We start from the raw sequence: 25,140 nt of genomic DNA, 5'->3' as shown, positions 1-25,140 counted from the left end.
GGCGAGGCGAGCGGGGTCAACGGGCCGCCAGGTCGCGCACCGTGCGCAGCCCGGCGGTGACATCGGCGATGGTCGCGCAGTCGCCCACCGCCGCCCCCGCGGGCAGGACGAGGTCCGTCGGGGGGCGGCGGGTGGCGACGGCGTCGGCCAGGTCGGACAGCGCGGCCCGCAGCCGGGCCGCGAGGGCGGGATCGGGCTGTGGGGCGCCCTGGTCGAGCCGTACGCCGCAGGCCGTGACCGCGTCCACGATCTTCTCCAGGGCCAGCACCACCGGCGCCCAGGCCGCCAGGTCCCGGCCGAACGGCGGGTGTTCGGCACTGGCCACCTCCACCGCGCGGCGGGCGTCGGCGAGCGCGCGGTAGGCCTCGCGGCGCAGCCGCAGCCGGGTGGCGTACGGCGCCTCGGCGGTCAGCACCCGGTCGAGGTGGTCGCGGGTGGCGCGGACCGCGAGCGACAGCCGCACCGACACCTGGGCGCGCGGGCCGCCGAGTCCGGGCAGCGCCCCGGCGGCCAGCACCACACCACAGGCCAGGAGTGTGTCGGTGAGCCGGGTGAACCCGGGGTCGGTGTCGCCGCCGAGGTAGACCAGGGAGAGCAGCAGCGGGGTGAGCACGGCGGTCTGCAGGGCGAAGTGGCGCACGGAGACGGGGATCAGCGCGGAGCAGACCGCCGCGACGGCCACCGGCCAGCTGCCGGGGTCGCCCGCGCCGGGGGCGAGCAGCGTGGCGAGGGCGCCGAAGACGGCCACGCCCACGGCGGTGCCGAGGGCGCGGGAGAGGGCCCGCGAGACCAGCGGGCCCATGTCGGGCTTGACCAGGAAGGCGGCCGTGGCGGGGAGCCAGTACCAGTGCGCGCCGGGCAGTTGCTGGGCGAGGGCGGTGCTGACGCCCACGCACAGGGCCACCCGGGCGGCGTACTCCCGGCCCGCCGGGCCGAGCGCGCGGCGCAGCCGCTGCCGGTGGCCGGGGACCACCGCGCCGACGGGCGGCGCCGGTTCGCCGTCGAAGACCCGGGCGGCGAGCAGCACGGCGCGGTGCATGGCCACATTGCCCGCGGTGTCGGGCACCGGGGCGGGCAGCCGGCCCGGTGGCAGTCCGGTCCGTACCGAGCGGGCCAGTTGGGCGGGGGTGCGCGCGATGCGCTCGGGTACGGGTTCGTCCTCCCACAGGAGGGTCAGGATGGCCTCGCTGAGCGCCCCGGCCACCGCCAGCCGGTCGCGCGACCGCCGCTCCTCCTCGTCGACCCGGTGCAGGGGGAGCCGATGGGCGTAGAGGGCTTCGTACGCCGCGTCGTAGGCGGCGGCCAGCTTGCGCCGGGCGGCCTGGCCGTCGTCGGTGCCGACCGCCGTCATCAGGTCGGCCAGGGCGTCGTACACGGCGGCCACCGCCTCCCGTTCGCCGGAGGGCGCGGCCTGGCGTGCGGGGATGACGCGGGGCAGCAGCGCGGCCATGGCGATCACCCATGCGGCGCCGATGAGCAGCAGGCCGGCCCTGGCCGGCGGGGCCACCGGGAGGGGCATGCCCGCGCCGACCACGGCGAGCACCATCAGCTGTACCCCGGCGGAGGAGCAGACCGGGCCGATGGCGCTGATCGCGCCGGAGAGCAGTCCGACGGCGGCGAGGGCGAACGCGATCCAGATCCCGAGGCCGAGCGTGCCCAGCCAGGCCCCGGTCAGCAGCCCGAGGGCCCCGGCGAGGGCGGGCAGGCCGATGCGCACGACGCGGGTGGCGCGGGTCGCGGGGCGGTCGTTGATGTGGGCGAACATCGCCCCCAGCCCGGCGAGCATCCCGAACGGGGTGTGTCCCGACGCCACGCCGACGGCCACCACCGGTCCCACGCCGAGGGCTCCGCGGACCACCGCCGCCCAGGGCACGGGACCCCGCAGCGCCCGCACCCCGCGCAGGGGGTGCGTCAGCCAGTCGGGCGGTGTGCGGAGCGCGCGCAAGGATCCTCCGTGAGGTGGAAATCGTGGGGCTCTTCGAACCGTACGTGAGCAATGCGGAACTTTCGTAACCTGCGTATTTCCGCCATGTGAGCCACTGATGCCCCACCCCGCGAACAAGCGGTCCTCGGCCCGCGGAACCGGGTGTGACCTGGCGTTTTACACAGTCCTCCCGAGTCGCCCGGTCGGCCCGTTCGGGGCGCACATGCCAGGCTCATATGTCTCGCTGCGTGGCCAGCTTCTTGCGGAGCGTGTTGTGCTGGGTACGCGGGAGAACTAGCCTCCCTTTCGCCCGTTACCGAACATTCGTCTGGTAACCGCCTTCCGTTGATCCCCAGTGCCGGAGAACGCCATGCAGGTGACCTTGCATCAGGACAAATGCGTCGCCTCGGGGCAGTGCGTCCTCGCCGCCCAGGACGTGTTCGACCAGCGGGACGAGGACGGTGTCGCCGTACTCCTCGACGACCGCCCGTCGGCGGAGCTGCACGACGACGTCCGATACGCGGCCGCCGTCTGCCCCGCCCTGGCGATCGCCCTGGCCGACTCGTGAGCGCACCGCGGAACGTCGTGATCGTGGGTGCCTCGGTCGCGGGGCTCACCGCGGCCGTCACACTGCGCACCGAGGGGTACGACGGAAGGCTCACCCTCATCGGCGACGAGCCCCACACGCCCTACAACCGGCCGCCGTTGTCCAAGCAGATCCTGGCGGGCACCTGGGAACCGGACCGGATCAAGCTGCGCACCGACGAGGAGCTGTCCGCCCTCGACGCACGGCTGCTGTTCGGCAGATCCGCCACCGGTCTGGACACCGCCGCCCGCCGGGTGGTGCTGGACGGCGGCGCCAGCGTCTCCTACGACGCCCTGGTCATCGCCACCGGTGTCACCCCCAACAGCCTGCCCGGCGCCCACCATCTGGCCGGGGTGCATCTGCTGCGCACCCTCGACGACGCCCTCGCCCTGCGCGCCGATCTGCGCCGCAAGCCCGGTGTGCGGGTGGCGGTGGTCGGCGCGGGCTTCCTCGGCTCGGAGGCCGCGGCGGCGGCCCGCAGGATGCGGCTGGACGTCACCATGATCGACCCCCGGCCGATGCCGATGCGGCGGCAGTTCGGCGACCGGATAGCCGCCCTGGTCGGGCAGTTGCACAAGAAGAACGGGGTGTCCATGCGCTGTGGCACCGGGGTGCGGCGGTTCTTCGAGTCCGGCGGCCGGGTGACCGGTCTCGAACTCACCGACGGCACACTGCTGGACGCCGATGTCGTGGTGGTCGCCATCGGTGCCGCCCCGGCGATCGGCTGGCTGGCCGGATCCGGCCTCGAGCTGCGCAACGGCGTCGAATGCGATCCCACCTGCCGCGCGGCGCCCGGCGTCTACGCGGCCGGTGATGTCGCCTCGTGGCACAACAACCACTTCGGCTGCCGGATGCGGCTGGAGCACCGGCTGAACGCCACGGAACAGGCGCGGGCCGTCGCCCACAATGTGCTCGGCGAGAACGAGCCATTCGCCCCCGTACCGTACTTCTGGACCGATCAGTACGACGCCCATATCCAGGCGTACGGCATCTTTCCCGCCGACGCCGAACTCGCCGTGCTCCACGGCGAGCTCGAGGGCGGCCACTTCGTCGTCGCCTATGGACACCGGGGCCGGGTGGTCGGGGTACTCGGCTGGAACAGCCCGTGCGAGCTGCGCAAACTGCGTCAACTCGTGGTCGACCGGGCACCGTGGGCATCGATCCTGCCCGCTCCCCAGGTGGTGTGGCCCGGCCGACACCTCTCGGCCAGTCTCCGGTGACCGCGACGTCAATTTCCGGCCATGCGCTCTCGCGAGGCTGGGTAGGTGCTGGTCCGTCGCCTTCTCCTTCAACGTGTCGCCGTCGCTCCTGGTCACTGCCGGCTCCTCGGGCTCGCCGGGTCGGTGGCCCTGGCAGCGGGCGGAGCGACAGCCGGAGCGTTGCCAGTGGGGGATGCCCTCACCCCTGACTCCGGAAGAGAGGCGCTCGGGCTGATCAGCACCTATTTCGGGCTGGTGCTGCTGATCGCGGCGTGGTGGCTGCTGGGGCGCGAGGTGCGCGGGCCGAAACCGCCCGGCCCCCGCTCCCTGCTGATCACGCTCGCGACCTGGGCGGCTCCCCTGCTGCCCGGGCCGCCGCTGTTCAGCCGGGATGTGTACAGCTATCTCGCCCAGGGCGCCATGGTGCACGCCCGCATCGACGTCTACACCCACGGTCCCATCCGCCTCGGCGGGCCGCTGGCGGAACAGGTGGCGCCGGTGTGGCAGCACACCCCGACGCCGTACGGCCCGGTCTCGCTGGCCTTCGAATCGGCCGTCGCCCACGCCTCGCGCGCCGAGCCGTCGCTCGGGGTGATCGGGCTGCGGCTGATCGCGCTGCTCGGAGTGGCGCTGATGGTGCTCGCGCTGCCCGTTCTGGCCCGCCGCTGCGGCACCGACCCGAGCGCCGCCCTGTGGCTGGGCGGCCTCAACCCGCTCCTGCTGCTGCATCTGGTGGGCGGGGCGCACAATGATGCCGTGATGCTCGGGCTGCTCGGGGCCGGACTGGTGGCCGCGACGGGCCGATGGCCGGCCTGTGGCGCGGTGCTGGTCACGCTCGCCGCCCTGGTCAAGGCCCCGGCGGCGCTGGGGCTGCTGGCGGTCGCCACGCTGTGGGCCCGCCGGGTGGAGGGCCGCAGGCGCCGCGTCGGCGCCGTGGCGGCCACCGCCGCGCTGTCCCTGGCCACCACGGGAGTGGCGACGGCCGTGACCGGCACCGGCTACGGCTGGATCTCCGCGCTCACCACCCCGGCCTCACCGGACAACTGGGCGCTGACCAGCACGCTCGGCCGCGCCACCGGCGCCCTGCTGGAGGCCGTCGGCAGCGGTCTGGCGCCGCTGGCCGCGCCCGCGTGGCACGGTCTGGGGCTGCTGGCCACCGCCGTGGCCATCGGGGCCGCCTGGCTGCGCCCGCCCCGCCCCCGGCCGGTGTACGCCCTGGGGCTGAGCCTGATCGCGGTGGCCGTGCTGGGCCCGGCGATCCGGCCCTGGTACGTGCTGTGGGGGCTGTTCGTGATCGCGGCGGCCGGTCCCGGCGGAACGGTGCGCAAGGCGGTGGTGGCCGGGAGCGGGGTGCTCGCGCTGGCCGTGCTGCCCAGTGGGTTCGCGCCGGATTCGCGGCAGCTGACGTACGCCGTGTGCGGGGGCGCGCTGGCGGTGTGCGCGCTGTGGCTCGTACGGCACGCGCCGGGGTTCGCCACCGGCAACGCGCTGCCCGCCGTCTCCGGCGGCCACGGATCGGAGCGTTCGGTATGACGGGGCCCACCACCTCACGCGGCCGGCTGGTGCTGGCGCTCGCCCTCACGGTGGCGGTGGCGCTGTTCCTGGCCTTCGTCCCGCTGCACCGGCACTGGTTCGACCTCAACGTCTACTACGACGCCGTGGGCCACTGGACGCGGGACGGCCGTATCTACGACTTCACCATCCCCGGCGCGGACGGGGCGGACTACGGCTTCACCTATCCGCCCTTCGCCGCGCTGTGCATGCTGCCGATGGCCCTGTTCACCTGGCCGGCCGCGATCACCCTGAGCATGGTGCTCAACGTGGCCGCCTCGGCCACCCTGCTCACCTGGCTGATCGGGCCGATCGTCCAGCGGCACGGCTGGAACAAGTGGTTCGCCTTCGTGGTGGCGACCTGTCTGTTCGTCCTCCTGGAGCCCGTGCGGGACACCTTCAGCTTCGGGCAGGTCAATCTGCTGCTGCTGGTGCTGGTGTTCTTCGACGCCCGGCTGCTGTCCACGGGGCGCGGCCGGTTCGCCGGCTGCGGAATCGGGCTCGCCGCCGCCATCAAGCTCACCCCGGCGATCTTCATCGGCTATCTGCTGATCACCCGGCGGTGGCGCGCCGCCGCGACCGCCACGGCCACCGCCGCGGCCGCCACCCTGCTGGCCCTGGCGGTGGCGCCGGGGGCCTCGCGGGTCTACTGGACCGAGGCGCTGTGGGACACCGACCGGATCGGGGTGCTCTCCTACGTCTCCAACCAGTCGTGGGAAGGGGTGCTGGCCCGGCTGGTCGATCCGGTGCCGCCGAGCGGGGTGGTGTGGGCGCTCGGGGTGCTCGCCGTGCTGGCCGTCTGGGCGCACCGGGTGCGCTCCGCGGTGGCCGTCGGGGACGAGCGGGCCGGGTTCGCGCTGACCGGGGTGACCGCCTGTCTGATCAGCCCCATCACCTGGGTGCACCATCTGGTGTGGCTGATTCCGGCCCTGGCGGTGCTGGTCGACAGCGCGCTGCGGCCGGACGCGCCACCGGCCCGGCGCAGGCTGCTGCTCCAGGTCGGTGCGGTGGTGTACGTGCTGCTGTGCAGCAGCGTGGTGTGGCTGTGGCGGTTCGACTCCACCGGGGTCGACGGCTTCCTCGGCAGCAACACCTATGTGTGGATCTGCCTCGGCCTGCTGATCGCGCTCCCGCTGCGCGGTGCGCGTTCCGCGGAGATGCTGAGCCAAGAGCCGTATCCGGCACGTATCCCATGACCGACAGGAGTGTCCGGACCGATGCCTGAAGCGATGCCGCGCCCCGCGGAGCAGCCCCTGGACCGGCCCGCGGAGCGGACGGAGCGCCGGCCGCTGTACCGGCGGCTGCCGCTGCGCCAGATCCTGTGTCTGCTGCCGCTGCTCGTCGTGGCCGTCTGGGTGGTCCAGCACCGGTCGCTGATCGGCTCCGGCGCCCGTCAGATGTTCACCGCCAATCCGTACTGGCTGCTGACGGCGGTGGCGACGACCGGGCTCGGCTGGGTGGCGGTGTCGTTCGCCCGGCAGGGCACGGTGCTGGAGCGGCTGCCGGCCAGGCGGCTGTTCGCCACCCAGTTCGCCGCGGGGGCGGCCAACCATCTGCTGCCGTCGGGGATCGGCGCCAGTGCGGTCAACATCCGGTTCATGACGGGCTGCGGGCTGCCGCCCGCCCGCTCCTCGGCGGCGCTGGCCCTGTACTTCCTGGCGGAGGCCACCGCCCGGGTGGGGTTGCTGCTGGTGCTGCTGGTGGCGTTTCCCGAGGCGCTGCGGCTGGGCCCGCTGCTCCCGGACTCGGTGAGCGGGACGGTGGTGACCGGGGTGGTGGCCGCGGCCGGGGTGCTGGTGGCCGGGGTGGCGCTGATCCGTCCGGTGCGCCGGCTCGTGGTGACGTTCCTGCGCACCGCGCTGGCCGACGCCCGTTCGCTGCACATGCGGCCGTCCAGGGCGCTGGCGCTGTGGGGCGGTTCGCTGGCGTTTCCCCTGCTCCAGGCGACGGGGCTGGTGGCGGTCGCGCTGGCGCTGGAGCTCGAGGTGCGGCCGGCGCATGTGATGCTCGCCTATCTGGCCGCCACGGCGGTGGCCGCCGTCGTCCCCGCGCCCGGTGGTATCGGCTCCGTCGACGCGGCGCTGGTCATCGCGCTGGTGGCGGCGGGGGCGCCGGTCGAGTCGGCCACGTCCACGGTGCTGGCGTACCGCTTCATCACCGTGTGGCTGCCGCTGGTCCCCGGGGCGCTGGTGCTGGGCGGGCTGGTGCGCTGGAAGATCGTCTGACCCGGCGGAGTCAGGACCGGCGGCGGAGTCGGGACCGGCGGCGGGGTCAGGACCGGCGCAGGGTGAGGACGTCGTCGGGCCGGACGTCGATGTGCGAGCCGAGGAAGGCCCCGACCCGGTCGAGGGTGCCGCCCAGCCATGCGGCGTCGTCGTGGCCGGTGCGCTCCAGCCGCATCCGCCGCGACCGCAGGGGCACCATGCGCAGGCCCACCAGGCGGCCGGTGTCCGGATCCAGCTCGGGGAAGTAGAGCAGCCGCAGATCGTCGCGGTACCGCTCGTAGCCGCCGATGCCCTCGTAGTCGTCGACCATGTCGCCGCAGCCGTAGAGGACCAGCTTGCCGCGGTACACCTCGAGGGGGCGGGGGTGGTGGGAGGAGTGGCCGTGGACGAGGTCCACACCGCCGTCGATCAGGGCGTGGGCGAAGTGGATCTGGTCCGGTGAGACGCCGTACCCCCAGTTGCCGCCCCAGTGGACCGAGGCGACGGCGAGGTCGCCGGGGCGTTTGAGCTGCCGTACGCGGTCGATGATCGCGTACGCGCGGGCGTCCGACAGCTCGGGCAGGAAGTCGACCCCGGACCGGTTCTCGGCAGCGGCCCACCGGTCCGGGATGCCGCTGGAAGCCGCGCCGAACGCGAAGACCAGCACCCGGCGGTGGTCCCCGGCCGGGACGGCGGCGGGGCGCCGCGCGGCGGCCGCGTCACGGCCCGCTCCGGCCGCCCGGAGCCCGGCGGCGGCCAGCGAGTCGAGCGTCTCGTCGAGCCCGCGCCGGCCGCCGTCGAGCACATGGTTGTTGGCCAGGACGCAGACATCGGGCCGGACCGCGGTCAGACAGGGGAGGTTGTCCGGGCTCATCCGGTAGTGGACGTCCTTCCCCGGGGCGAACTCATCACTGCGGGTGACGCTCGTCTCCAGGTTGAGCACCCGCACCTGGGGCGCCTCCTCGTCCAGCACGGCCAGGGCGTCGCCCCAGGGCCAGGAGAAGTCCACCGGGCGCGGGATCGGGCCGTTCGCCTCCTCGGCCAGCTCCACATAGGCCCGGGAGTCGCGGATGTAGGGCTCCTGGAGCTCCGGATCGCCCGGATGCGGCAGGATCTGGTCGACCCCGCGGGCGAGCATCACATCGCCGCAGAGGAACAGCGTCACCGCCGGGTCGTGCATACCTCAACGATAGGCGTGCGTCGCCATGAGTGACCGTGGCCGGGGTGGGGACCCGGACAGGTGAACGGCGCGTGGGCGTCACGCGGCACGGGCGCCGACCTCCTGGCCCAGGCGGGCGCAGGTGCGGTTGATGAGCCGGGAGACATGCATCTGGGAGATGCCGAGCCGATCGGCGATCCGGCTCTGGGTCTCGTCGCAGAAGAACCGCAGGTAGAGGATCTCCCGCTCGCGCTCGGGAAGCCTGCGCAGGCACGGCTTGAGGGATTCGCGCTGGACCACCCGCTCGTAGGAGGACTCGGTGGAGCCGAGGGTGTCCACCAGCGCGTAGCCGTCGTCCGCGCCGCGCAGTGCGGCGTCCAGCGACAGCGTGCGGAAGCTGTCGAGCGCCTCCATGCCGACGAGGACGTCCTCCTCGGTCATGCCGGTGTGCCGGGCGATGTCCTTGACGCCGGGCGAGCGGTCGTCCGGTGAGCGGGTCAGCTCCTGGATGGCGGTGCGGACCCGGTTGCGCAGCTCCTGGACCCGGCGCGGAACGTGCAGGCCCCACATGTGGTCGCGGAAGTGCCGCTTGACCTCCCCGACCACGGTCGGTACGGCGTAGCTCTCGAAGGCCGAACCCCGGTCCGGCTCATAGCGCTTGACCGCCTTGACCAGTCCGACCATGGCCACCTGCCGCAGATCCTCGGCGCTCTCACCGCGGTTGCGGAACTGCGAGGCGATGCGCTCGGCCATCGGCATCCAGGCCCGTACGACATCCTGCCGCAGGGTGTCCTTCTCCTGACCGTCCGGCAGACCGGCGATCCGGCGGAAGTCGGCGGAGGTGTCGGGGGCGTCGTCGTGTGTGTGCTTGGGGTGTGTTCGGGGGTGTGCTCGTGCGGCCGTCATGGGCGGGTCTCCCTTGGGCTGTCGTCGGTGTCACCACAGGCGCTGGCAATCCGGACAACTCGGGCGACCGTGGACACGCCTTCCGCAGCCGGGCTGCTCCCATGGCGTGCCTCCGGTCCGAAGCACACTGTTCGCGTGCCCTTCCTCGGCGCGGCGAAACGGAGTTCATCTCCACGGATGCCGTTCCATCCGGTGCGTCGTGCGTCACATCGGCCCGGTGCGTGGCCCGTATGGGCATGTGGGAGGGGTCGTGACAAGGATTCGGCCCACGGCCAAGATTTACGCAGGCTTTCCCGCCGTTTCGCCCATCTGCCGTTGTCCGTACCGTCTCGGCGGAAGACACTGCACCGGTTCCCCCCGCTTCCCTTCGAACGCCACAGGAGACCGGAGCGTCATGACCTCCATAGACCGTCGAAGATTCATGCAACTTGCTGGCACCGGCACGGCCATGTCCCTCCTCTCCGCCAGCATCGCCCGCGCCGCGGAGATTCCGGCGAACCGCCGGACCGGAAGTCTGCGGGACATCGAGCACATCGTCGTGCTGATGCAGGAGAACCGCTCCTTCGACCACTACTTCGGCACCCTGCGCGGGGTACGGGGATTCGGCGATCCGCGGCCGGTGCGGCTGCCCAGCGGCAAGCCGGTGTGGCACCAGTCCGACGGCTCCAAGGAGGTTCTGCCGTTCCGCCCCGAGGTGAACGACCTCGGGCTGCAGTTCCTCCAGGACCTGCCGCACGGCTGGGGCGACGGCCATGTGGCGTTCAACGACGGCGCGTACGACAAGTGGGTGCCCTCGAAGTCGGCCACCACCATGGCGCATCTGACCCGCGAGGACATCCCGTTCCACTACGCGCTGGCCGACGCCTTCACCATCTGCGACGCCTACCACTGCTCGTTCATCGGCTCCACGGACCCCAACCGCTACTACCTGTGGTCCGGTTACACCGGGAACGACGGCAAGGGCGGCGGCCCGGTGCTGGACAACGCGGAGGCCGGCTACGGCTGGACCACCTACCCCGAGCGCCTGGAGCGGGCCGGGATCTCCTGGAAGATCTACCAGGACATCGGCGACGGGCTCGACGCCAAGGGCGGCTGGGGCTGGATCGACGACGCCTACCGCGGCAACTACGGCGACAACTCGCTGCTGTACTTCAACCAGTACCGCGACGCCAAGCCCGGCGACCCGCTGTACGACAAGGCCCGCACCGGTACCGACGCCAAGCACGGCGACGGCTTCTTCGACGTCCTGCGGGCCGATGTGAAGGCCGGGAAGCTGCCGCAGATCTCCTGGATCGCGGCCCCCGAAGCCTTCACCGAGCACCCCAACTGGCCGGCCAACTACGGCGCCTGGTACGTCGCCCAGGTGCTGGACGCGCTCACCTCCAACCCCGAGGTGTGGAGCAAGACCGCGCTGCTCATCACCTACGACGAGAACGACGGCTTCTTCGACCACGTGGTGCCGCCGTACGCGCCCGCCGCCGAGCGGGGCGCCTCGACCGTGGACACCACCGGGGAGCTGTACGCCGGCTCCTCCTCGCAGCCCGCGGGCCCGTACGGGCTGGGGCAGCGGGTGCCGATGCTGGTGGTGTCACCGTGGAGCAAGGGCGGCTGGGTCTGCTCGCAGACGCTGGACCACACCTCGGTCATCCGGCTCATGGAGCGGCGCTTCGGCGTCGAGGAGCCGAACATCTCGCCGTGGCGGCGGGCGGTGTGCGGCGACCTGACCGAGGCCTTCGACTTCTCCCGGACCGATGTGAAGGTCCCGGCCCTGCCGGACACCAGCGGCTACCGGCCCAAGGACAACGAGCGGCACCCGGACTACGTACCGAAGCTCCCGGCGAACCCCTCGCTGCCCCGGCAGGAGTCCGGGCTGCGCCCTGCCAGGCCGCTGCCGTACGATCTGTCGGCCGATGCCACGACCGGCGCCGACGGCGGTCTGCGGGTCGACTTCGTCCACCACGGCAAGGGCACCGCCGCGCACTTCCACGTGACCTCCGCGAGCCATGCGGGCGGGCCGTGGGGCTACACCGTCGAGGCGGGCAAGCGGCTGTCCGGCAGCTGGCGGCGCTCCTCGGCGGACAACGGCGCCTATGACCTCCAGGTGCACGGTCCGGCCGGTTTCCTGCGCCACTTCACCGGCCACGCCACCGGCAAGGGCCCCGAGGTGAGCGCCCGTCACGACCGGGCGACCGGGGAGGTCGAGCTGACCCTCGTCAACCAGGGCGACGCGACGGTGCGGCTCACCGTCACGGACGGCTACCACGAGGAGAAGTCGGCGAGCTACCGGCTCCGGCCGGGGGCGCGGGTGGTGCACACCGCGCGGACCGGGCGCAGCCACCAGTGGTACGACCTGTCGGTGGTCTCCGACCACGACAACGGCTATCTGCGCCGGCTGGCCGGACATGTGGAGACCGGCCGTGCGGGGACGAGCGACCCCGCGCTCTCGGCGGACTGAGCCTCGCCACCGGCCCCTCGTCGCGCGCCCGTCCGGCTACCCGCCGGGCGGGCGCGCCGGAACGGCTACCAGGTGACGGGGAGTTCGTACACTCCGTAGATCACCGCGTCGTACTTGAAGGGGATGTCCGCCAGGTCCGCCGCCATCCGCAGGGTGGGGACACGGCGGAACAGGGTGGGGTAGACCACCTGGAGTTCCATCCGGGCCAGTGGCTGGCCGAGGCAGTGGTGGGTGCCCACGCCGAACGCCTGGTGGTGGCGGGCGTCCCGGCCGATGTCCAGCCGGTCCGGGTCCGGGAAGACGGCCGGGTCCCGGTTGGCCAGTTCGCCGAGGAGGATCACTCCCTCACCGGTCCGGATGGTCCGGCCGGCGACCTCGATGTCCTCCAGCGCCGTCCGGCGGCGTCCGAGGTGGACGACGCTGAGGTAGCGCAGGAGTTCCTCCACCGCGGAGACGATCACCTTGGGGTCGTCGGCCTCGCGGACGCGGGCGAGCTGTTCGGGGTGCTGGAGCAGCAGCAGCGTCCCCATGGTGATCATGTTGGCCGTGGTCTCGTGGCCGCCGAGGAGCAGCAGTACCCCCATCGCCGCGGCCCCACGGCGGGTCAGCTCGCCCGCCGTGATCTGCTGGGCGAGCCCGGAGAGCAGATCGTCACCGGGCCGGGCGAGCTTCTCCCCCACCAACTGGTCCAGATACCCGTACAGGTTGGTGTGCGCGGCGGCCCGCTCCTCCGGCGTGGCAACGGCGGACACGAGGACCTTGCTGTTGGTCTGGAAGAACTCATGGTCCTCGTACGGGACGCCCAGCAGCTCGGAGATGACCAGCGACGGAAGCGGCAGCGCCAGCGCCTGGCCCAGGTCGGCCGGATTCGGTCCGGCCAGCATCCGGGTGATGAAGTCGTCCACCATCTCCTGCACGACCGGGCGCATCGCCTCGACCCGCTTGATGGTGAAGGCGCCGCTGACCATGCGGCGCAGCCGGGCGTGCTCCGGATCGTCCATGCCGACGAAGCTCAGGTCGGTGGATCGCCGTTCACCGCCCGTATGGGGAACGGGGCTCGGGAAGCCGGGGTGGGAGAAGTCGGCGCTGAGCCGGGGGTCCGAGAGCAGGGTCTTCTGCTCGGCGTGGCCGGTCACCACCCAGGGGGTGCTGTCGTTCCAGGACCGGACCCGGGTCAGCGGGCCCCAGCTCGCCAGCCCGCGCAGCTCCGGGGACGGGTCGAAGGGGCAGACCGCGGCGCGTGGCTGGGGGAAGGCGGGGATCTCGGCCGACGCGTCGTCGGCCACGGGCGAGGTGGTCATGGTCTTCCTCCGAGGGTCGTTGGGAGTGGGCCCCCGTTGCGCGGCGGAGGCACCGGCCACCACCACGCTCGACGGTGTGGTCACGTGGTCTCGCTCAGCTGGATCGCGGCGGCCGGGCAGACGCTCGCGGCCTCCCGGACGGCCGTGTGATGCCCGTCGGCGGGCTCGGCGTCGAGCAGCACGACGATGCCGTCCTCCTCGCGCTGGTCGAACACCTCGGGCGCGATGAGCACACACTGGCCCGCGCCGCAGCACTTCTCCTCGTCGACGGTGATCTTCATGTCCGGGCCTCCTTGGCAGGGGAACGACGGGTGACGGGGGCGAGGAGCAGACCGGTGATGGCGTCGGTGAGCGCGCCGCCCGTGTCGTCCCAGGACGGCTGGCGCGTACTGGTCCCCTCGGCGAGGGCGCGCTCCCGTTCGGCACAGGTGTGGGTGATCAACTGGCGGGCCATGTCGCCGCGTTCGGCCCGTACCTCGGCGGGCAGCGCGTCCAGGCAGCCGCCCAGGCCGTAGAGGGTCTCCCGCAGCGGCTCCCGGGTGAGGGCCTCGTCGGTGACGATCGCCCGCAGCACGGGGTCGGTCATCACCTGGACGGCGAACCGGGCGTACCAGGAGGGCACTCCCAGGGTGGCCAGGTGCTCGGTGGCTGGGCGCACCAGGCAGGCGACCCAGTCCCGGACCTCCTCGCTGCCGCGGGTCTCCTCCGCCATCCGCTGCCGGATCTCCTCGATCGCCTCGGAATGCTTGCGCATGATGGCGCGCACCAGGTCCGCCCTGGTGCCGAAGTGATAGCCGACCGCGGCGACATTGCCCTGCCCGGCCGCCTCGCTGATCTGCCGGTTCGACACCGCGACCAGGCCGTGCTCGGCGTAGAGCCGCTCCGCCGCGGCCATGATGGCCTCGCGGGTCCCGGCGGAGCGGACGGTGCGTGCGTCGGTCACCGTGGCCTCCAGCCTCCGTGGTTCCTGTGAGCTGTCGCGGCCACTCTAAAACGCGTGAATTAAATAAAGCAACTGATTGAAGGGCCCGGCTCACATGAGCCGGTCCTTGGCCTTGTAGTACGCCCCGGCGGCCTGGCCGGCGTGCGGGATGCGGTCGTAGGAGAACCCGACGCTGCCACCCCACACATAGTCGATGCCGACATGGCTCAACCGCGGGAAGATCTCCGTCATTCGCGCTGGAGCGGGTCCGGCGGGACGGCTACGCCCTCAATCGCAATCAGTACCTGCCCGATGTCTGCGCCCTCGCCGCGCCGATCGTCGCGGAGAGCGGAGCGCCGGTGGCCGCCGTCGCCATCTCCATGCCCGACTCCCGCTACGCCGCGAGCGAGGTGGACCGGTGGGGGCGGCTGGTGGCCGACACCGCGGCGGAGATCAGCGCCCGTCGTTTCGAGTGATGCCTGTGATGGCAGTGGTGGCTGTGCTGTCAGGAGATACGCGGGCCATGCTCGGCGAGCGAACGCCTCTTTGTCAATAAGTCGACTTATGGCAAGAGACATCGGACCTGTCTCGCGGAATTTCCGTAATCCTGACCATGAATTCGCCTCCATCCGTTGACCTCATCCGATGTTTCTCCTAGGTTTCGGTCGACCCTGAACACTGGAGGCGGTAGATGAGATCCACGCTCAGGCGCATATCCCTGGCCGCCGTCGCGGCGATGGCCGTCTGCGCCGCGGCATTACCGGGCACCGCGGCGGCACAGGGCGGGCAGGGGCAGCAGGGGCGTACGTACCACGTCGCCACCTGGGGCGCCGACCACGACAGCGGCAGCTCGCGCCACCCGTTCCGCACCATCGGCCGCTGCACCGAGCAGGTCGGGCCCGGGGACACCTGTCTGATCCACCGCGGGAACTACCGCGAGCGGGTCGCCCCGCCCTCGGGCCGCGCCGACGCCCCGATCACCCTGGCGGCGTACGGGGACGGGCCGGTCACCGTCGACGGGACGCGGGCGGTGAGCGGGTGGCAGGACGCCGGCGGCGGTCTGGTGGCCGCCGATGTGGACCTCCCGCTCGACCGCAGCGAGAACGCGCTGTTCCTGGACGGCGAGCGCGCCATGGAGGGCCGCTGGCCCAACTCCGGCTCCGATCCGCTCAATCCGTCCTGGGCGGTGGCCGAACGCTCCTCCACCGATCAGCACATCGACGACCCGGATCTGCCGGACGGCGACTTCACCGGCGCCACCGTCCATCTGTGGGCCGGTTCCAACCCGTGGAGCCAGCAGACCGGCACCGTGACCGCCACATCGGCCGGCGCCCTCGACTTCAAGGGCGGCAACTACCGCTGCACCCCGCTGTGCATGGGCGACCAGAACTACCGCAACTACTACCTGGTCGGCGCCAAGGCCACGCTCGACCAGCCCGGTGAGTGGTACTACGACAAGGACGCGCGCCGCCTCTATCTGGTCCCGCCCAAGGGCGGTCTCGCGGGCCACACCGTGACCGCGAAGTACGAGAGCTGGGGCGTGGACCTCTCGCGCAGCTCACATGTCACCGTGCGCGGTCTCGAGCTGTGGGGCACCTCGCTGCGCACCGGCGCCGACAGCACCGGTGTGCTGGTCGAGGGGCTCCGGGCCCGCTACATCTCGGAGTTCTCCACGCTCCCCATGCCACGCGACGACGAACTGGCCATCCCGCCCGGCGAGGGCCACATCGTCGCCTCGCGGGTGCTGAACTCCGGTGTCCAGATCCTCGGCCGGGGCAACACCCTGCGCGACAGCGACATCGGCTACTCCGCGGGCACGGGGGTGCTGCTGCGCGGCAGTGGTAACACCGTCACCGGCAACTACATCCACGACGTGGGCTGGATGGGCAGCTACACCCCCGGTATCGAGGTCAACGGCAGTGGCCAGACCGTCACCCACAACACCATCCGCCGCACCGGGCGGGCGAGCATCGACACCGCCTGGCAGCTGAACGGTGTGCCCTTCCACGACAACCGGATCGCCTACAACGACCTCTCCGAGGCGATGCGCACCTCACGCGACGGCAGCCCGTTCTATGTGTGCTGCAACCTGGACGCCAAGGGCACCAGCGTGGACCACAACACCGTGCACGACGCCGACGGCCAGGTGGGCTACTACATCGACAACTCCTCCGGCAACTTCCTGCTGCACCACAACGTGGCGTACAACACCGGCACCCGCGGCACCTTCTTCAACGGCCACAGCAGTGTCAGCCTCGGCAACCGCGACCACAACTCCTCGTACGGCACGGGCATTTCCACCGCCGCCGTCCGGCTGAGCGGAGCCACCGACGCCACCGGGACGTATGTGAGCAACGACGTGGCGCTCACCCCGATGGAGATCTCCGGCCCCGGCGACCCCGCCCCCGTCGTACGGAACAACCTGCTGCCGCCGACCGATCCGCGCTACACCGACGCGCGCAACGGCGAACTCTGGCCGCGCGCCGACTCCCCCGCCATCGACGCGGGCGAGCAGGTCGACGGGGTGACCGGCGAGGTCCGGGGCGACGGGCCGGACCAGGGCGCGTACGAGTACGGCGAGCCCATCTGGTCGTCCGGCTGCCGGCTGGCGGGCTGTGAGACCCGGGTCCGCAACGACGGCTGGAAGGCGACCGCATCGGGTGGCGCCGATGCCTCGGCCGCCGTCGACGGGGTGCAGACCACCCAGTGGAAGGGGGACGCTCCCCAGGCCGCCGGTCAGTCGCTCACCGTGGATCTCGGCACCGCGAAGACCTTCGGCCGGCTGGCGATCGACGCGGGTCTCGACGCCACCGGACACCCCGCCGGCTTCACCGTCTCGGTCAGCCGCGACGGTGAGCACTGGGGAACGCCGGTGGCCCGGGTCAGCGGCCGCTCCTTCACCCAGGACGCGGTCTTCGAGCAGCGCACCGCCCGCTACCTGCGGATCGAGCTGACGCGGCCGGGCGAGAACCCCTGGGCGGTGAACGAGGTCCGGCTCTACTCCGACGGTCCCGACGCGGCCGCCACTCTTCAGGGTGAGCGCGCCGAGGTGGTCCGGGGCGTCGAGCGTGGCGAGGCGGCCACCTCGGTCCTCGGAACGGGGGACGCGATCGGCTTCCGGGGCGTGCGGTTCGGCGCGGGCGCGGACACGCTGACGGTGCGGCTGGCGTCCGGCGGCTGCGGGGACTGCGCCCTGCGACTGCGCCTGGACTCACCCGAAGGACCGGTGGCGGCCACGCTTCCGGTGCGCGGGACCGGTGGCACGGACGAGTGGCGGGAGCGTTCGGTGCGTCTCCCCCGCACGGTGACCGGCTCCCATGATGTCTATCTCGTCGCCACGGGCGGCCACCGGGTGGCCGCCGTGGACTGGCTGACGTTGCGTTAGGTGTGCGGAGGTGGGGCCGCGCCCTGGCGTACCGCGCGCCCCACCTCCGTCCGCAGCGCGATGAACTCCGGCAGTCCCCGGGTGGCGATCTGGTCGCGTTCGGCGGGCAGCGCCACCGGCAGGTCCGCCCGCACCCGGCCCGGCTCCGGGGCCAGCACCACCACCCGGTCCGCCACATAGACGCTCTCGTCGATGTCATGGGTGACCAGCAGAATCGTCATCCCCTCGGCCCGGTGCAGCCGCAGCAGCAGATCCTCCAGGTCCTCCCGGGTCTGGGCGTCCAGCGCGCCGAACGGCTCGTCCATCAGCAGCAGCGCGGGCCGGGCGGCCAGGGCGCGGGCGAGCGCGACACGCTGCTGCATGCCGCCCGACAGCTGCCAAGGGTGGCGGCGGGCGGCGTCGGCCAGGCCCACCTGTTCCAGCATGGCCACCGCCGCCGCATGGCGTTCCGCGCGGGGCAGTCCGCGCCGCCGCAGCGGAAGGGCGACGTTCTCCCGCACCGAGAGCCAGGGGAAGAGCGAGCGGCTGTAGTCCTGGAAGACCACTCCGAGCCGGTCCGGGACGCCGTCCACCACCTCCCCGTCCAGGGTGATCCGCCCGGCGGAGGGACGGATCAGGCCCGCCACACAGCGCAGCAGGGTGGACTTGCCACAGCCGGATGGGCCGACGAGGGTCAGCAACTGCCCGTCGGGAACGGTGAGTTCGATGTCCTGGAGCACATCGGGGCCGTCGCCGTAGCGATGGCTGAGTCGGTCGATCCGCAGCATATCCGCCTCACCGGGCCCAGGGTTCGTACGCCGGGGAGTCGTCGGCGGGGACCCGGACCTGGAGCAGCAGGGGGCCGTCGTCGCGGCCGAGGGCGAGGGCCCGGTCGAGGGCCTTGGGGAGGTGGTCGGGGTGGTCCACCCGTTCGGCCGGGCAGCCGAAGGACCCGGCGAGCGCGGCGAAGTCGATGCCGCCGATGTCGGTGCCCGGTACGGGCGCGATGCCGATGCGGTGGCCCAGCGCCCTGACCGCGCTGTAGCCGCCGTTGTCGAGCAGGACATAGCTCACCGGGGCGCGGTGCCGGGCCGCGGTCCACAGGGCCTGCACCGAGTAGAGCGCAGAGCCATCGCCGACGACGCACACCACGCGTTCGCCGTCCGCGAGGGCGCGGCCGACCGCGAGCGGCAGCCCCCAGCCCAGCGCCCCGCTGCCGGTGGTGAGGAAGCGGCCCTCGCCGCTGATGGGGAGGCGGGCGTGGAGGGCGTCGCGGTGGCTGGGGGTCTCCTCCACCAGCACGGTGTCCCGGGGCAGCCGCTCGCGCAGCAGGTCCATCACCAGCTCGGGGGAGATCTCCTCCGCCGAAGTGGCCGCCAGCGGCCCGGGGGCGGGCCGCTGCGGTGGCGCGGGCCGGTCGGCGGGCCGGACGAGATCGATGAGGGTGCGCAGGGCGGGGCGGAGGGTGGTGACGATGCTGGTGCCCACCGGGAGCCAGGCGGCCTGCGCGGGGTCGCAGTCGAGGTGGTACAGCTCGGTGCCGTCGGCGAGCGGCGGGGCCTCGCTGTACACGTGGTACGTGAACAGCGGGGCGCCGAGCGCGACCACCACATCGTGGGCGGCCAGCCGCTCCGCCAGCTGGTCGGCGACGGGCGGCAGAAAGCCCTGGAAGAGCGGGTGGCGTTCGTCGAAGCCGGAGCGCCCGGAGAGCGGGCTGATCCACACCGCGGCCCGCAGCCGCTCGGCCAGTTCGGCCACTTCCCGTACGGCGCGCTCGTCGTCCACGCCCGGCCCGACGACCAGCGCGGGGCGCGCCGAGGCGTCGAGTGCTCGGGCGAGGCCGGTGAGCGCGGCGGGGTCGGCGGTGTAGCCGCCGTGCACGGTGCGCGGGGCGACCGGCTCGGCGGGGCGGTCCCAGTCGTCCTCCGGTACGGAGAGGAAGACCGGGCCCCGGGGGTGGCTCATGGCGACGCGGTGGGCCTCGGCGAGCGCGGCGGGCACATCGGCGGCCCGCTCCGGCTGCCTGCTGAACTTCACATACGGGCGCGGGAACCGGGCCGGTTCGTCGGCGCCGAGGAAGGGCCGCAGCGGGAGCAGCGCACGGGACTGCTGCCCCGCGATGATCACCACCGGGACCCGGTCCCGGTAGGCGTTGAACACCGCTCCCAGGGAGTGGCCCACTCCCCCGGCGGAGTGCAGGCTGACCAGCGCCGCCCGCCCGGTGCCCAGGGCGTGGCCCGCGGCCATGGCGACGGCGGTGGACTCCTGGAGGCCGAGTACGTAGCGGAAGTCCTCGGGCCAGTCGCGGAACATCCGCAGTTCGGTGGAGCCGGGGTTGCCGAAGACGGTCGTCATCCCGGTGGCGCGGCACAGTGCCAGCACCGCCTCGCGGACCGTGGTGGTCGGGGGGTGGGCGGTGGGCTCGGCCATGGGGCCACCTCCTCTGCTGGGTGCGGGGGGCGTGTCCTGCGTACGAGTGCTACGGGTGGTCAGGTGCGGTGCGCCGCGCGGTGTCTGCCGAGAGCCAGGCGCTCGACGGCGAGCAGCGCGCTGTTGAGCAGATGCCCGAGCGCGCCGAGCAGCACCATCACCGCCCACACCGTGAGCAGATCGGAGCGGGTCTGCGCGTCGGTGAGCGTGAAGCCTATGCCGTCGGCGGTGCCGGGCAGCAGCTCCGAGAACACCATCAGGATGAGCGAGAGCGACAGGCTCAGCCGCAGCCCGGCGAAGATGCGCGGAAGCGCGGCGGGCAGATACAGCAGCACGATCCGCTCGGCGGGCCGCATCCGCACGGTGGCGGCGACGTCCAGCCGCAGCGGGTCGATGCCCCGGACCCCCTCGGCCGTGTTGATCAGTACGGGCCAGATGGCGCCGAAGACGATGGAGGCGAGCTGCATCGGCGTGCCGAGGTCGAAGACCACGACGAAGACGGGCACCAGCGCGGGCGGGGGCACGGCGCGGGCGAACTGCAGCACCGGATCGCACAGCGCGTACGCGGTGCGCGAGCGGCCCAGAGCGAGCCCCAGCACGATGCCACCGGCCGCGGCGAGGGCGAATCCGGCGAGCACCCGGCCGAGGCTGGGCAGCAGATCGCGGACCGCCGCGTCGGTGAGGAACGCCCGTTCGGCGGGGCCGGAGAACCACAGGTGATAGCCGTGATCGACGATGCGGGCGGGCGTCGGGAAGAAGACGCTGCCGTGGGCGCGCGCGGCGAGTTGCCACAGCACCACCGCCACCACCGGGACGCCGAGCCGCAGCGCGAGGGCCCGGGGCAGCCGCCGTGCGGCCCCCAGCGGGGTGGCCGGCGCGGTCATGCGCGGCTCCCGCGGTGCTCGGGCGCCCAGGGGAACAGCCGCCGTTCGACCGCGGTGAGCGCCAGGTTGATGACGAGGCCGAGCGCTCCCGCCCACACCACTCCGGCCAGCACATCGCGGGTGCCGTCGGTGGCCATGCCCGCCTGGGCGATGAAGGTGCCAAGACCCTCGCCGAATCCGGCGAGGATCTCGCCGGCCACGGCGAGGATCAGGGCGGTGGCCGCCGCGATGCGCACCCCGGCGGCGATGAACGGGGCGGCCGAGGGCAGACCGGCCCGCAGCAGGACGGCGAGCCGGCCGAAGCCGAAGGCGCGCAGCGTGTCCTTGGCCAGCGGATCGGTCTCGCCGAGCCCGTAGACGGTGTTGAACAGCACCGGCCAGACACACGCGTAGGTGACGAGGGCGACCGTGGTCTCGCTGCCGGCGCCGAGCAGCAGCGACACCAGGGGGATGAGGGCCACCGACGGCACCGGGCGCAGGAATTCGATCAGCACCCGCGCGGCCTGCGCGGCCGTCGGCACACTGCCCAGCAGCAGCCCGAGGGGGATCGCGAGGGCGCAGGCGAGAGCGAGCCCGGTGGCCCATGCCTCGATGGTGGCGGCGACACCGTTCAGGAAGGCGGTGTCGCCGCCGAGTTCGACGGCCCGTACCAGCACTTCGGAGGCGGGCGGCAGGAAGGCGCTCCGCACCATCCCGGAGCGGCCCAGGGCCTCGCAGGCGGCGAAGGCCACGAGCACGCCGACGGCGCCGAGCAGCGCGTTCCTGGCCCGCCCGGTGCGCTTCCGCCCGGTGCGCTTCCGCCCGGTGCGCTTTCGGCCGGCCCGCCCGGCCGTCGGGGGGCTCACCCGGCGGGCTGGTAGAGGACGGCGGCGGGGTCGAGGTCCTTGGTGAGCAGCTTCTGCGCCCGCATCAGGGAGATGAGCCGCTTCAGCTGGGCGGCGCTGGAGGTGGCCGGGTAGTCGGGCAGGCCGATGGCGGCGGCCTCCGCCGGCTTGATCTTCGTATAGCCGGGCAGCGCCTTCTCCACGGCGCCACGGTCCTTGGCGGCCACGGCCTGGGCGGCGGAGATGGCGCGCCGGAAGGCGGCGGCGGTCCTGGGGTACTTGTCGATGAAGGTATCGGTGGTGACATAGCCGCTGAGCGGCAGTCCGGCGACGGGCGCCGCGTTGCCGTCGACCACCGTACGGGCCTTCAGCTCGCGCTTGAGCGCGGTGGCGAAGGGCTCGGCGGCGTGCACGGCGTCCACCTGGCCCCGCTCCAGCACCGAGCCCATCTGCGGGAACGGCACCTGCCGGTACTCGGGCCGGCCGATCCCGGCCTTGCCGAGGGTGGCGTTGAGGGTGAGCGACTGGATGTTGTTGAGGATGTTGACCGCGACCTTCTTGCCCGCGAGGTCCCGCGGCTCCTTGATCTTGGAGTCGGCGGGCACCAGCACATCCATCATGTGCGGGGCGTTGCGCGCGCCCTCGGCCAGCACCCGGGTGGCCAGGGTGCCCTTCTCACGGGCCTGGAGAAACGTCACGAAGTTGGCGCCGCCGATGACGTCCACCTGGCCGTGGGCGAGCGCGGGCAGCGCCTGGACGCTCTGCTGGACCGGCTGGACGCGGACGTTCAGCCCCTCCTTCTCGAAGAGCTCGCGGTCCATGGCGATGTGCAGGGCGGCCACATCGGCGAGCGGCAGTCCGGCCACCGTGATCGTCTTCTTCTCCGGCCCGCCCCCGGCACCGGAGTCCTCGTCGGAGCCGCCGCATCCGGCGAGAAGCACGGCGGTGACCGTGGCGGCCGCGGCCAACTTTGCCGGGGGGAAGCGCAGTTGGTCTCTCATGGCATTTCACGATAGGGGCCGTGCGCTGTTCACACCATGGTCGGGAACACCTCGTCGAACAGGTCGAGCATCGCCCGCCAGGCCCGCTCGGCGGAGGGCCGGTGATAGCCGATCCCCGGGCGGGCCACGGGATCGGGGTCGAGGCCGGGGTGGGTGAAGCTGTGCGGGGCGCCGCCGTGGAGGTGCATGCGCCAGTCCACTCCGGCGGCCCGCATCTCCGCCTCGAAGGCCAGACGCTGCTCGACCGGGATGAACGGGTCCTCGGACCCCACGCAGACCAGGACCTTGCCGGTGATGTTGGCGGCGTCCTCGGGCCGGGTGCTCGTCAGACCGGGGTGGAAGCCGACCACGGCCTTGAGGTCCGCGCCGCTCCGTGCGAGTTCGAGGGCCATGGTGCCGCCCAGGCAGTAGCCGATGGCGGCCAGCCGCGAGGGGTCGGCCCGGGGTTCCGCGGTCAGCGCCGCGAGCCCGGCTCCGGTGAGGGCGCGCATGCGGTCGGGGTCGGCGAGCAGTTCGTCGATCCGGGCGAACATCTCCTCGCGGTCCTCGATGAATCGTCCGCCGCCGTGGTAGTCGAGGGCGAAGGCCACATAGCCGAGTTCGGCGAGCCGGTCGGCGCGCTCGCGCTGGTGGTCGGTGATGCCGGGGCCCTCATGGGCGATCAGCACGGCGGGGCGCCGGTCCGTGCCCCCGGGCAGCGCCAGATGGCCCACCATGGTGGTGCCGTCCACGGGGTATTCGATACGTCTGGTCGTCACCATGGCCGCGCTTCCTTGTCCTTGGTCCTGGCGTTCCCGGGCGTCGGAGTGTGGGTTCCGGGGCGTTCCCGGGTTTCGAGCCGGATGGGGGGAAGCTAGCAGCGCCGGGGCGCCGGGCCGGTGCGGCTTCGCCGGGGGCCGATCCGCTCTGCCGACAGCGAAGGCGTACCGAGTGGCCGGGCGGTGTATGGCAACGGCGGTCGCCGCCTGGCAGAGTGCGGCCCATGGACTATTCAGCCCATTTCCACCGTGAGATCGTGGCGTTCGAGCAGGCGGCCCGTGGCGCCGCCGACGGGGCGGACGCGCCGCTGATCCCCTCCTGCCCCGACTGGACGATGTCGGATCTGGTGCTGCACCTGGGCGGGGTGCATCGCCTGGTCGCCCGCGTGATCCGGAAGCGGCTCGACCGGCAGCCGGACATCACGGACGCCACCCTCTTCGAGCTTCCCGAGGACCGCGAGGGCTGGCCGGCGCCCACGGGCGGGCCGCATCACGGCCCGGTGCCGGTGAGCCTCGTCGACTGGTTCGCCGAGGGGGCCGCGCGGCTCGAGGCGCTGTTCCGGAGCGAGGATCCGGGGCTGGCGGTGTGGACGTGGTCGGCGGAGCACACCGCGGGCTTCTGGCTGCGGATGCAGACCATCGAGGCGGCCCTGCACCGCTGGGACGCCGAGCAGGCGCTCGGCGGATGGGCCCGTCCGGTGGAGCCCGGCCTCGCGGTGGACGCCGTGGCCCAGACCTTCGAGGTGATGGCCCCGGCCCGGCGGGCGTGGCGGGAGGCCCCGCCCGGAGCGGGCGAGCGCTTCCGGTTCCGCCGGACCGACGGTCCGGACCTGTGGACGGTCCGCTTCGACGGCGCCGACGTACGGCTCACCACCGGCGCCGCGGACGAGGACACCGGCGGGGCGACCGGCGATGTCGAGCTGGCCGGGACCGCGTCGGACCTGATGCTGTTCCTGTGGCAGCGGCTCCCCGCGGACCGGCTCGACAAGGTGACCGGCGACCAGGCGGTGCTCGACCGCTACTTCACCCTCGTCCCGCCCGTGTGAACCGCGTCCGGCGAGTCGGCACCCCGTGGCCGGGGCCGCGGGGTGCGACCATGGCCGGGAGCCGACCACGAGCGAGGGAGCCGCGAATGAACAGCGCCGATCTGCTGGCCGACGCCTTCGAGCGGGTACGCGAGGAGGTGCAGTCGGCCGTGGACGGGCTCTCGGAGGACGAGTTGGCCGTACGGCTCGACAGCGGGGCCAATTCGATCGCCTGGCTGGTGTGGCATCTGACCCGGGTCCAGGACGACCACATCGCCGACGCCGCGGGCACCGAGCAGCTGTGGACGTCCGAGGGCTGGGCCGAGCGGTTCGGCCTGCCGTTCCCGCCCGAGGCCACCGGCTACGGCCACCGGAGCAAGGACGTGGCGGCGGTGCGGGCGGACGCCGAGCTGCTCACCGGGTACTACGACGCCGTCCACGAGAACACCCTGGCGTTCGTGCGCGGCCTGCGCGACTCCGATCTCGACCGGATCGTGGACGAGCGGTGGACCCCGGCGGTGACCCTCGGCGTCCGGCTGGTCAGCGTGGCCGCGGACGATCTGCAGCACGCCGGGCAGGCGGCGTTCATCCGCGGCGCGGTCCGCAGGCGATAGCGCGAAATCACCGGGAACACGGGCCGTCACATC

The 25,140-nt window shown here is 72.8% G+C and carries 23 protein-coding genes; 10 read left to right on the top strand and 13 right to left on the bottom strand.

The features are described 5' to 3' along the window. Positions 1–16 precede the first annotated feature (16 nt). A complete protein-coding gene (locus JK364_RS18100; RefSeq protein WP_201852130.1) occupies positions 17–1,945 on the bottom strand; it encodes an FUSC family protein in 1,929 nt (642 codons plus the stop codon). 349 nt (positions 1,946–2,294) lie between these two features. Between JK364_RS18100 and JK364_RS18095 the strand changes: the two genes are divergently transcribed. Genes JK364_RS18095 through JK364_RS18075 form a run of 5 tightly spaced genes read left to right on the top strand, consistent with a single transcriptional unit; the run spans position 2,295 to position 7,485 of the window. Then, positions 2,295–2,492: a ferredoxin gene (locus JK364_RS18095; RefSeq protein ID WP_201852129.1), complete on the top strand. Its 198-nt coding sequence runs from the start codon at positions 2,295–2,297 to the stop codon at positions 2,490–2,492. Next, positions 2,489–3,730: an NAD(P)/FAD-dependent oxidoreductase gene (locus JK364_RS18090; protein ID WP_201852128.1), complete on the top strand. Its 1,242-nt coding sequence runs from the start codon at positions 2,489–2,491 to the stop codon at positions 3,728–3,730. Before JK364_RS18095 ends, JK364_RS18090 begins: the two co-directional genes overlap by 4 nt. 48 nt (positions 3,731–3,778) lie before the next feature. Beyond that, complete coding sequence (gene mptB, locus JK364_RS18085; protein ID WP_230992147.1) at positions 3,779–5,242, top strand: polyprenol phosphomannose-dependent alpha 1,6 mannosyltransferase MptB; 1,464 nt, start codon at positions 3,779–3,781, stop codon at positions 5,240–5,242. Continuing rightward, positions 5,239–6,456, top strand: a complete 1,218-nt coding sequence (locus tag JK364_RS18080) for a glycosyltransferase 87 family protein (protein WP_201852126.1) — start codon at positions 5,239–5,241, stop codon at positions 6,454–6,456. Before mptB ends, JK364_RS18080 begins: the two co-directional genes overlap by 4 nt. A gap of 21 nt (positions 6,457–6,477) precedes the next feature. Continuing rightward, on the top strand, positions 6,478–7,485 hold the full coding sequence (locus JK364_RS18075; RefSeq protein WP_201852125.1) for a lysylphosphatidylglycerol synthase transmembrane domain-containing protein: 1,008 nt from the start codon (positions 6,478–6,480) through the stop codon (positions 7,483–7,485). A gap of 46 nt (positions 7,486–7,531) precedes the next feature. Here the strand turns inward: JK364_RS18075 and JK364_RS18070 are convergent, their stop codons facing one another. Continuing rightward, positions 7,532–8,644, bottom strand: a complete 1,113-nt coding sequence (locus JK364_RS18070; protein ID WP_201852124.1) for a CapA family protein — start codon at positions 8,642–8,644, stop codon at positions 7,532–7,534. Between the two features lie 78 nt (positions 8,645–8,722). Further along, positions 8,723–9,529 carry a SigB/SigF/SigG family RNA polymerase sigma factor gene (locus JK364_RS18065; protein ID WP_201852123.1) on the bottom strand — a complete coding sequence of 269 codons (807 nt, stop codon included), beginning with the start codon at positions 9,527–9,529 and terminating at the stop codon, positions 8,723–8,725. Positions 9,530–9,923: 394 nt separating this feature from the next. Between JK364_RS18065 and JK364_RS18060 the strand changes: the two genes are divergently transcribed. Next, on the top strand, positions 9,924–11,984 hold the full coding sequence (locus tag JK364_RS18060; protein WP_201852122.1) for a phosphocholine-specific phospholipase C: 2,061 nt from the start codon (positions 9,924–9,926) through the stop codon (positions 11,982–11,984). A gap of 65 nt (positions 11,985–12,049) precedes the next feature. Here the strand turns inward: JK364_RS18060 and JK364_RS18055 are convergent, their stop codons facing one another. From JK364_RS18055 to JK364_RS18040, 4 genes are all read right to left on the bottom strand, one after another. Beyond that, positions 12,050–13,285, bottom strand: a complete 1,236-nt coding sequence (locus JK364_RS18055; protein ID WP_201852121.1) for a cytochrome P450 — start codon at positions 13,283–13,285, stop codon at positions 12,050–12,052. A gap of 80 nt (positions 13,286–13,365) precedes the next feature. Then, the gene (locus JK364_RS18050) at positions 13,366–13,566 is read right to left on the bottom strand and encodes a ferredoxin (protein WP_201852120.1); all 201 of its coding nucleotides are present in this window, start codon (positions 13,564–13,566) and stop codon (positions 13,366–13,368) included. After that, on the bottom strand, positions 13,563–14,180 hold the full coding sequence (locus tag JK364_RS18045; protein WP_201852244.1) for a TetR/AcrR family transcriptional regulator: 618 nt from the start codon (positions 14,178–14,180) through the stop codon (positions 13,563–13,565). Before JK364_RS18045 ends, JK364_RS18050 begins: the two co-directional genes overlap by 4 nt. A gap of 138 nt (positions 14,181–14,318) precedes the next feature. After that, a complete protein-coding gene (locus JK364_RS18040; protein ID WP_201852255.1) occupies positions 14,319–14,459 on the bottom strand; it encodes a hypothetical protein in 141 nt (46 codons plus the stop codon). Positions 14,460–14,464: 5 nt separating this feature from the next. Here JK364_RS18040 and JK364_RS18035 point away from each other — a divergent pair, with 5 nt between their 5' ends. Further along, positions 14,465–14,683, top strand: coding sequence for an IclR family transcriptional regulator domain-containing protein (locus JK364_RS18035; RefSeq protein WP_201852243.1), 219 nt, complete (start codon positions 14,465–14,467; stop codon positions 14,681–14,683). A gap of 215 nt (positions 14,684–14,898) precedes the next feature. Further along, positions 14,899–17,592, top strand: coding sequence for a carbohydrate-binding protein (locus tag JK364_RS18030; RefSeq protein WP_201852119.1), 2,694 nt, complete (start codon positions 14,899–14,901; stop codon positions 17,590–17,592). Here the strand turns inward: JK364_RS18030 and JK364_RS18025 are convergent. Genes JK364_RS18025 through JK364_RS18000 form a run of 6 tightly spaced genes read right to left on the bottom strand, consistent with a single transcriptional unit; the run spans position 17,589 to position 23,471 of the window. Beyond that, a complete protein-coding gene (locus JK364_RS18025; RefSeq protein ID WP_201852118.1) occupies positions 17,589–18,359 on the bottom strand; it encodes an ABC transporter ATP-binding protein in 771 nt (256 codons plus the stop codon). The genes JK364_RS18030 and JK364_RS18025 overlap by 4 nt on opposite strands. Positions 18,360–18,366: 7 nt before the next feature. Beyond that, entirely contained in the window at positions 18,367–20,001 is a 1,635-nt protein-coding gene (gene mdlC, locus JK364_RS18020; RefSeq protein WP_201852117.1) for a benzoylformate decarboxylase, read from the bottom strand. Positions 20,002–20,060: 59 nt separating this feature from the next. Continuing rightward, complete coding sequence (locus JK364_RS18015; protein WP_201852116.1) at positions 20,061–20,885, bottom strand: ABC transporter permease; 825 nt, start codon at positions 20,883–20,885, stop codon at positions 20,061–20,063. Further along, positions 20,882–21,730, bottom strand: a complete 849-nt coding sequence (locus tag JK364_RS18010) for an ABC transporter permease (protein ID WP_307841315.1) — start codon at positions 21,728–21,730, stop codon at positions 20,882–20,884. Before JK364_RS18010 ends, JK364_RS18015 begins: the two co-directional genes overlap by 4 nt. Further along, positions 21,727–22,710 carry an ABC transporter substrate-binding protein gene (locus JK364_RS18005; RefSeq protein ID WP_201852115.1) on the bottom strand — a complete coding sequence of 328 codons (984 nt, stop codon included), beginning with the start codon at positions 22,708–22,710 and terminating at the stop codon, positions 21,727–21,729. Before JK364_RS18005 ends, JK364_RS18010 begins: the two co-directional genes overlap by 4 nt. 29 nt (positions 22,711–22,739) lie before the next feature. After that, positions 22,740–23,471 (bottom strand): dienelactone hydrolase family protein, encoded by a 732-nt coding sequence (locus JK364_RS18000; RefSeq protein WP_201852114.1) that lies wholly within the window; start codon positions 23,469–23,471, stop codon positions 22,740–22,742. Positions 23,472–23,692: 221 nt separating this feature from the next. Here JK364_RS18000 and JK364_RS17995 point away from each other — a divergent pair, with 221 nt between their 5' ends. Together JK364_RS17995 and JK364_RS17990 are read left to right on the top strand one after the other, a co-directional pair. After that, entirely contained in the window at positions 23,693–24,514 is an 822-nt protein-coding gene (locus JK364_RS17995) for a maleylpyruvate isomerase family mycothiol-dependent enzyme (RefSeq protein ID WP_201852113.1), read from the top strand. An 86-nt stretch (positions 24,515–24,600) separates the two neighbouring features. After that, a complete protein-coding gene (locus tag JK364_RS17990; RefSeq protein WP_201852112.1) occupies positions 24,601–25,107 on the top strand; it encodes a mycothiol transferase in 507 nt (168 codons plus the stop codon). Positions 25,108–25,140: the final 33 nt, after the last annotated feature.

The sequence above is a fragment of the Streptomyces endocoffeicus genome (genome assembly GCF_016741935.1).
Classification (GTDB): Bacteria; Actinomycetota; Actinomycetes; order Streptomycetales; family Streptomycetaceae; genus Streptomyces; species Streptomyces endocoffeicus.
The sequence above is the reverse complement of the archived record's forward strand: the minus strand, read 5'-3'. Positions and strand labels throughout refer to the sequence as shown.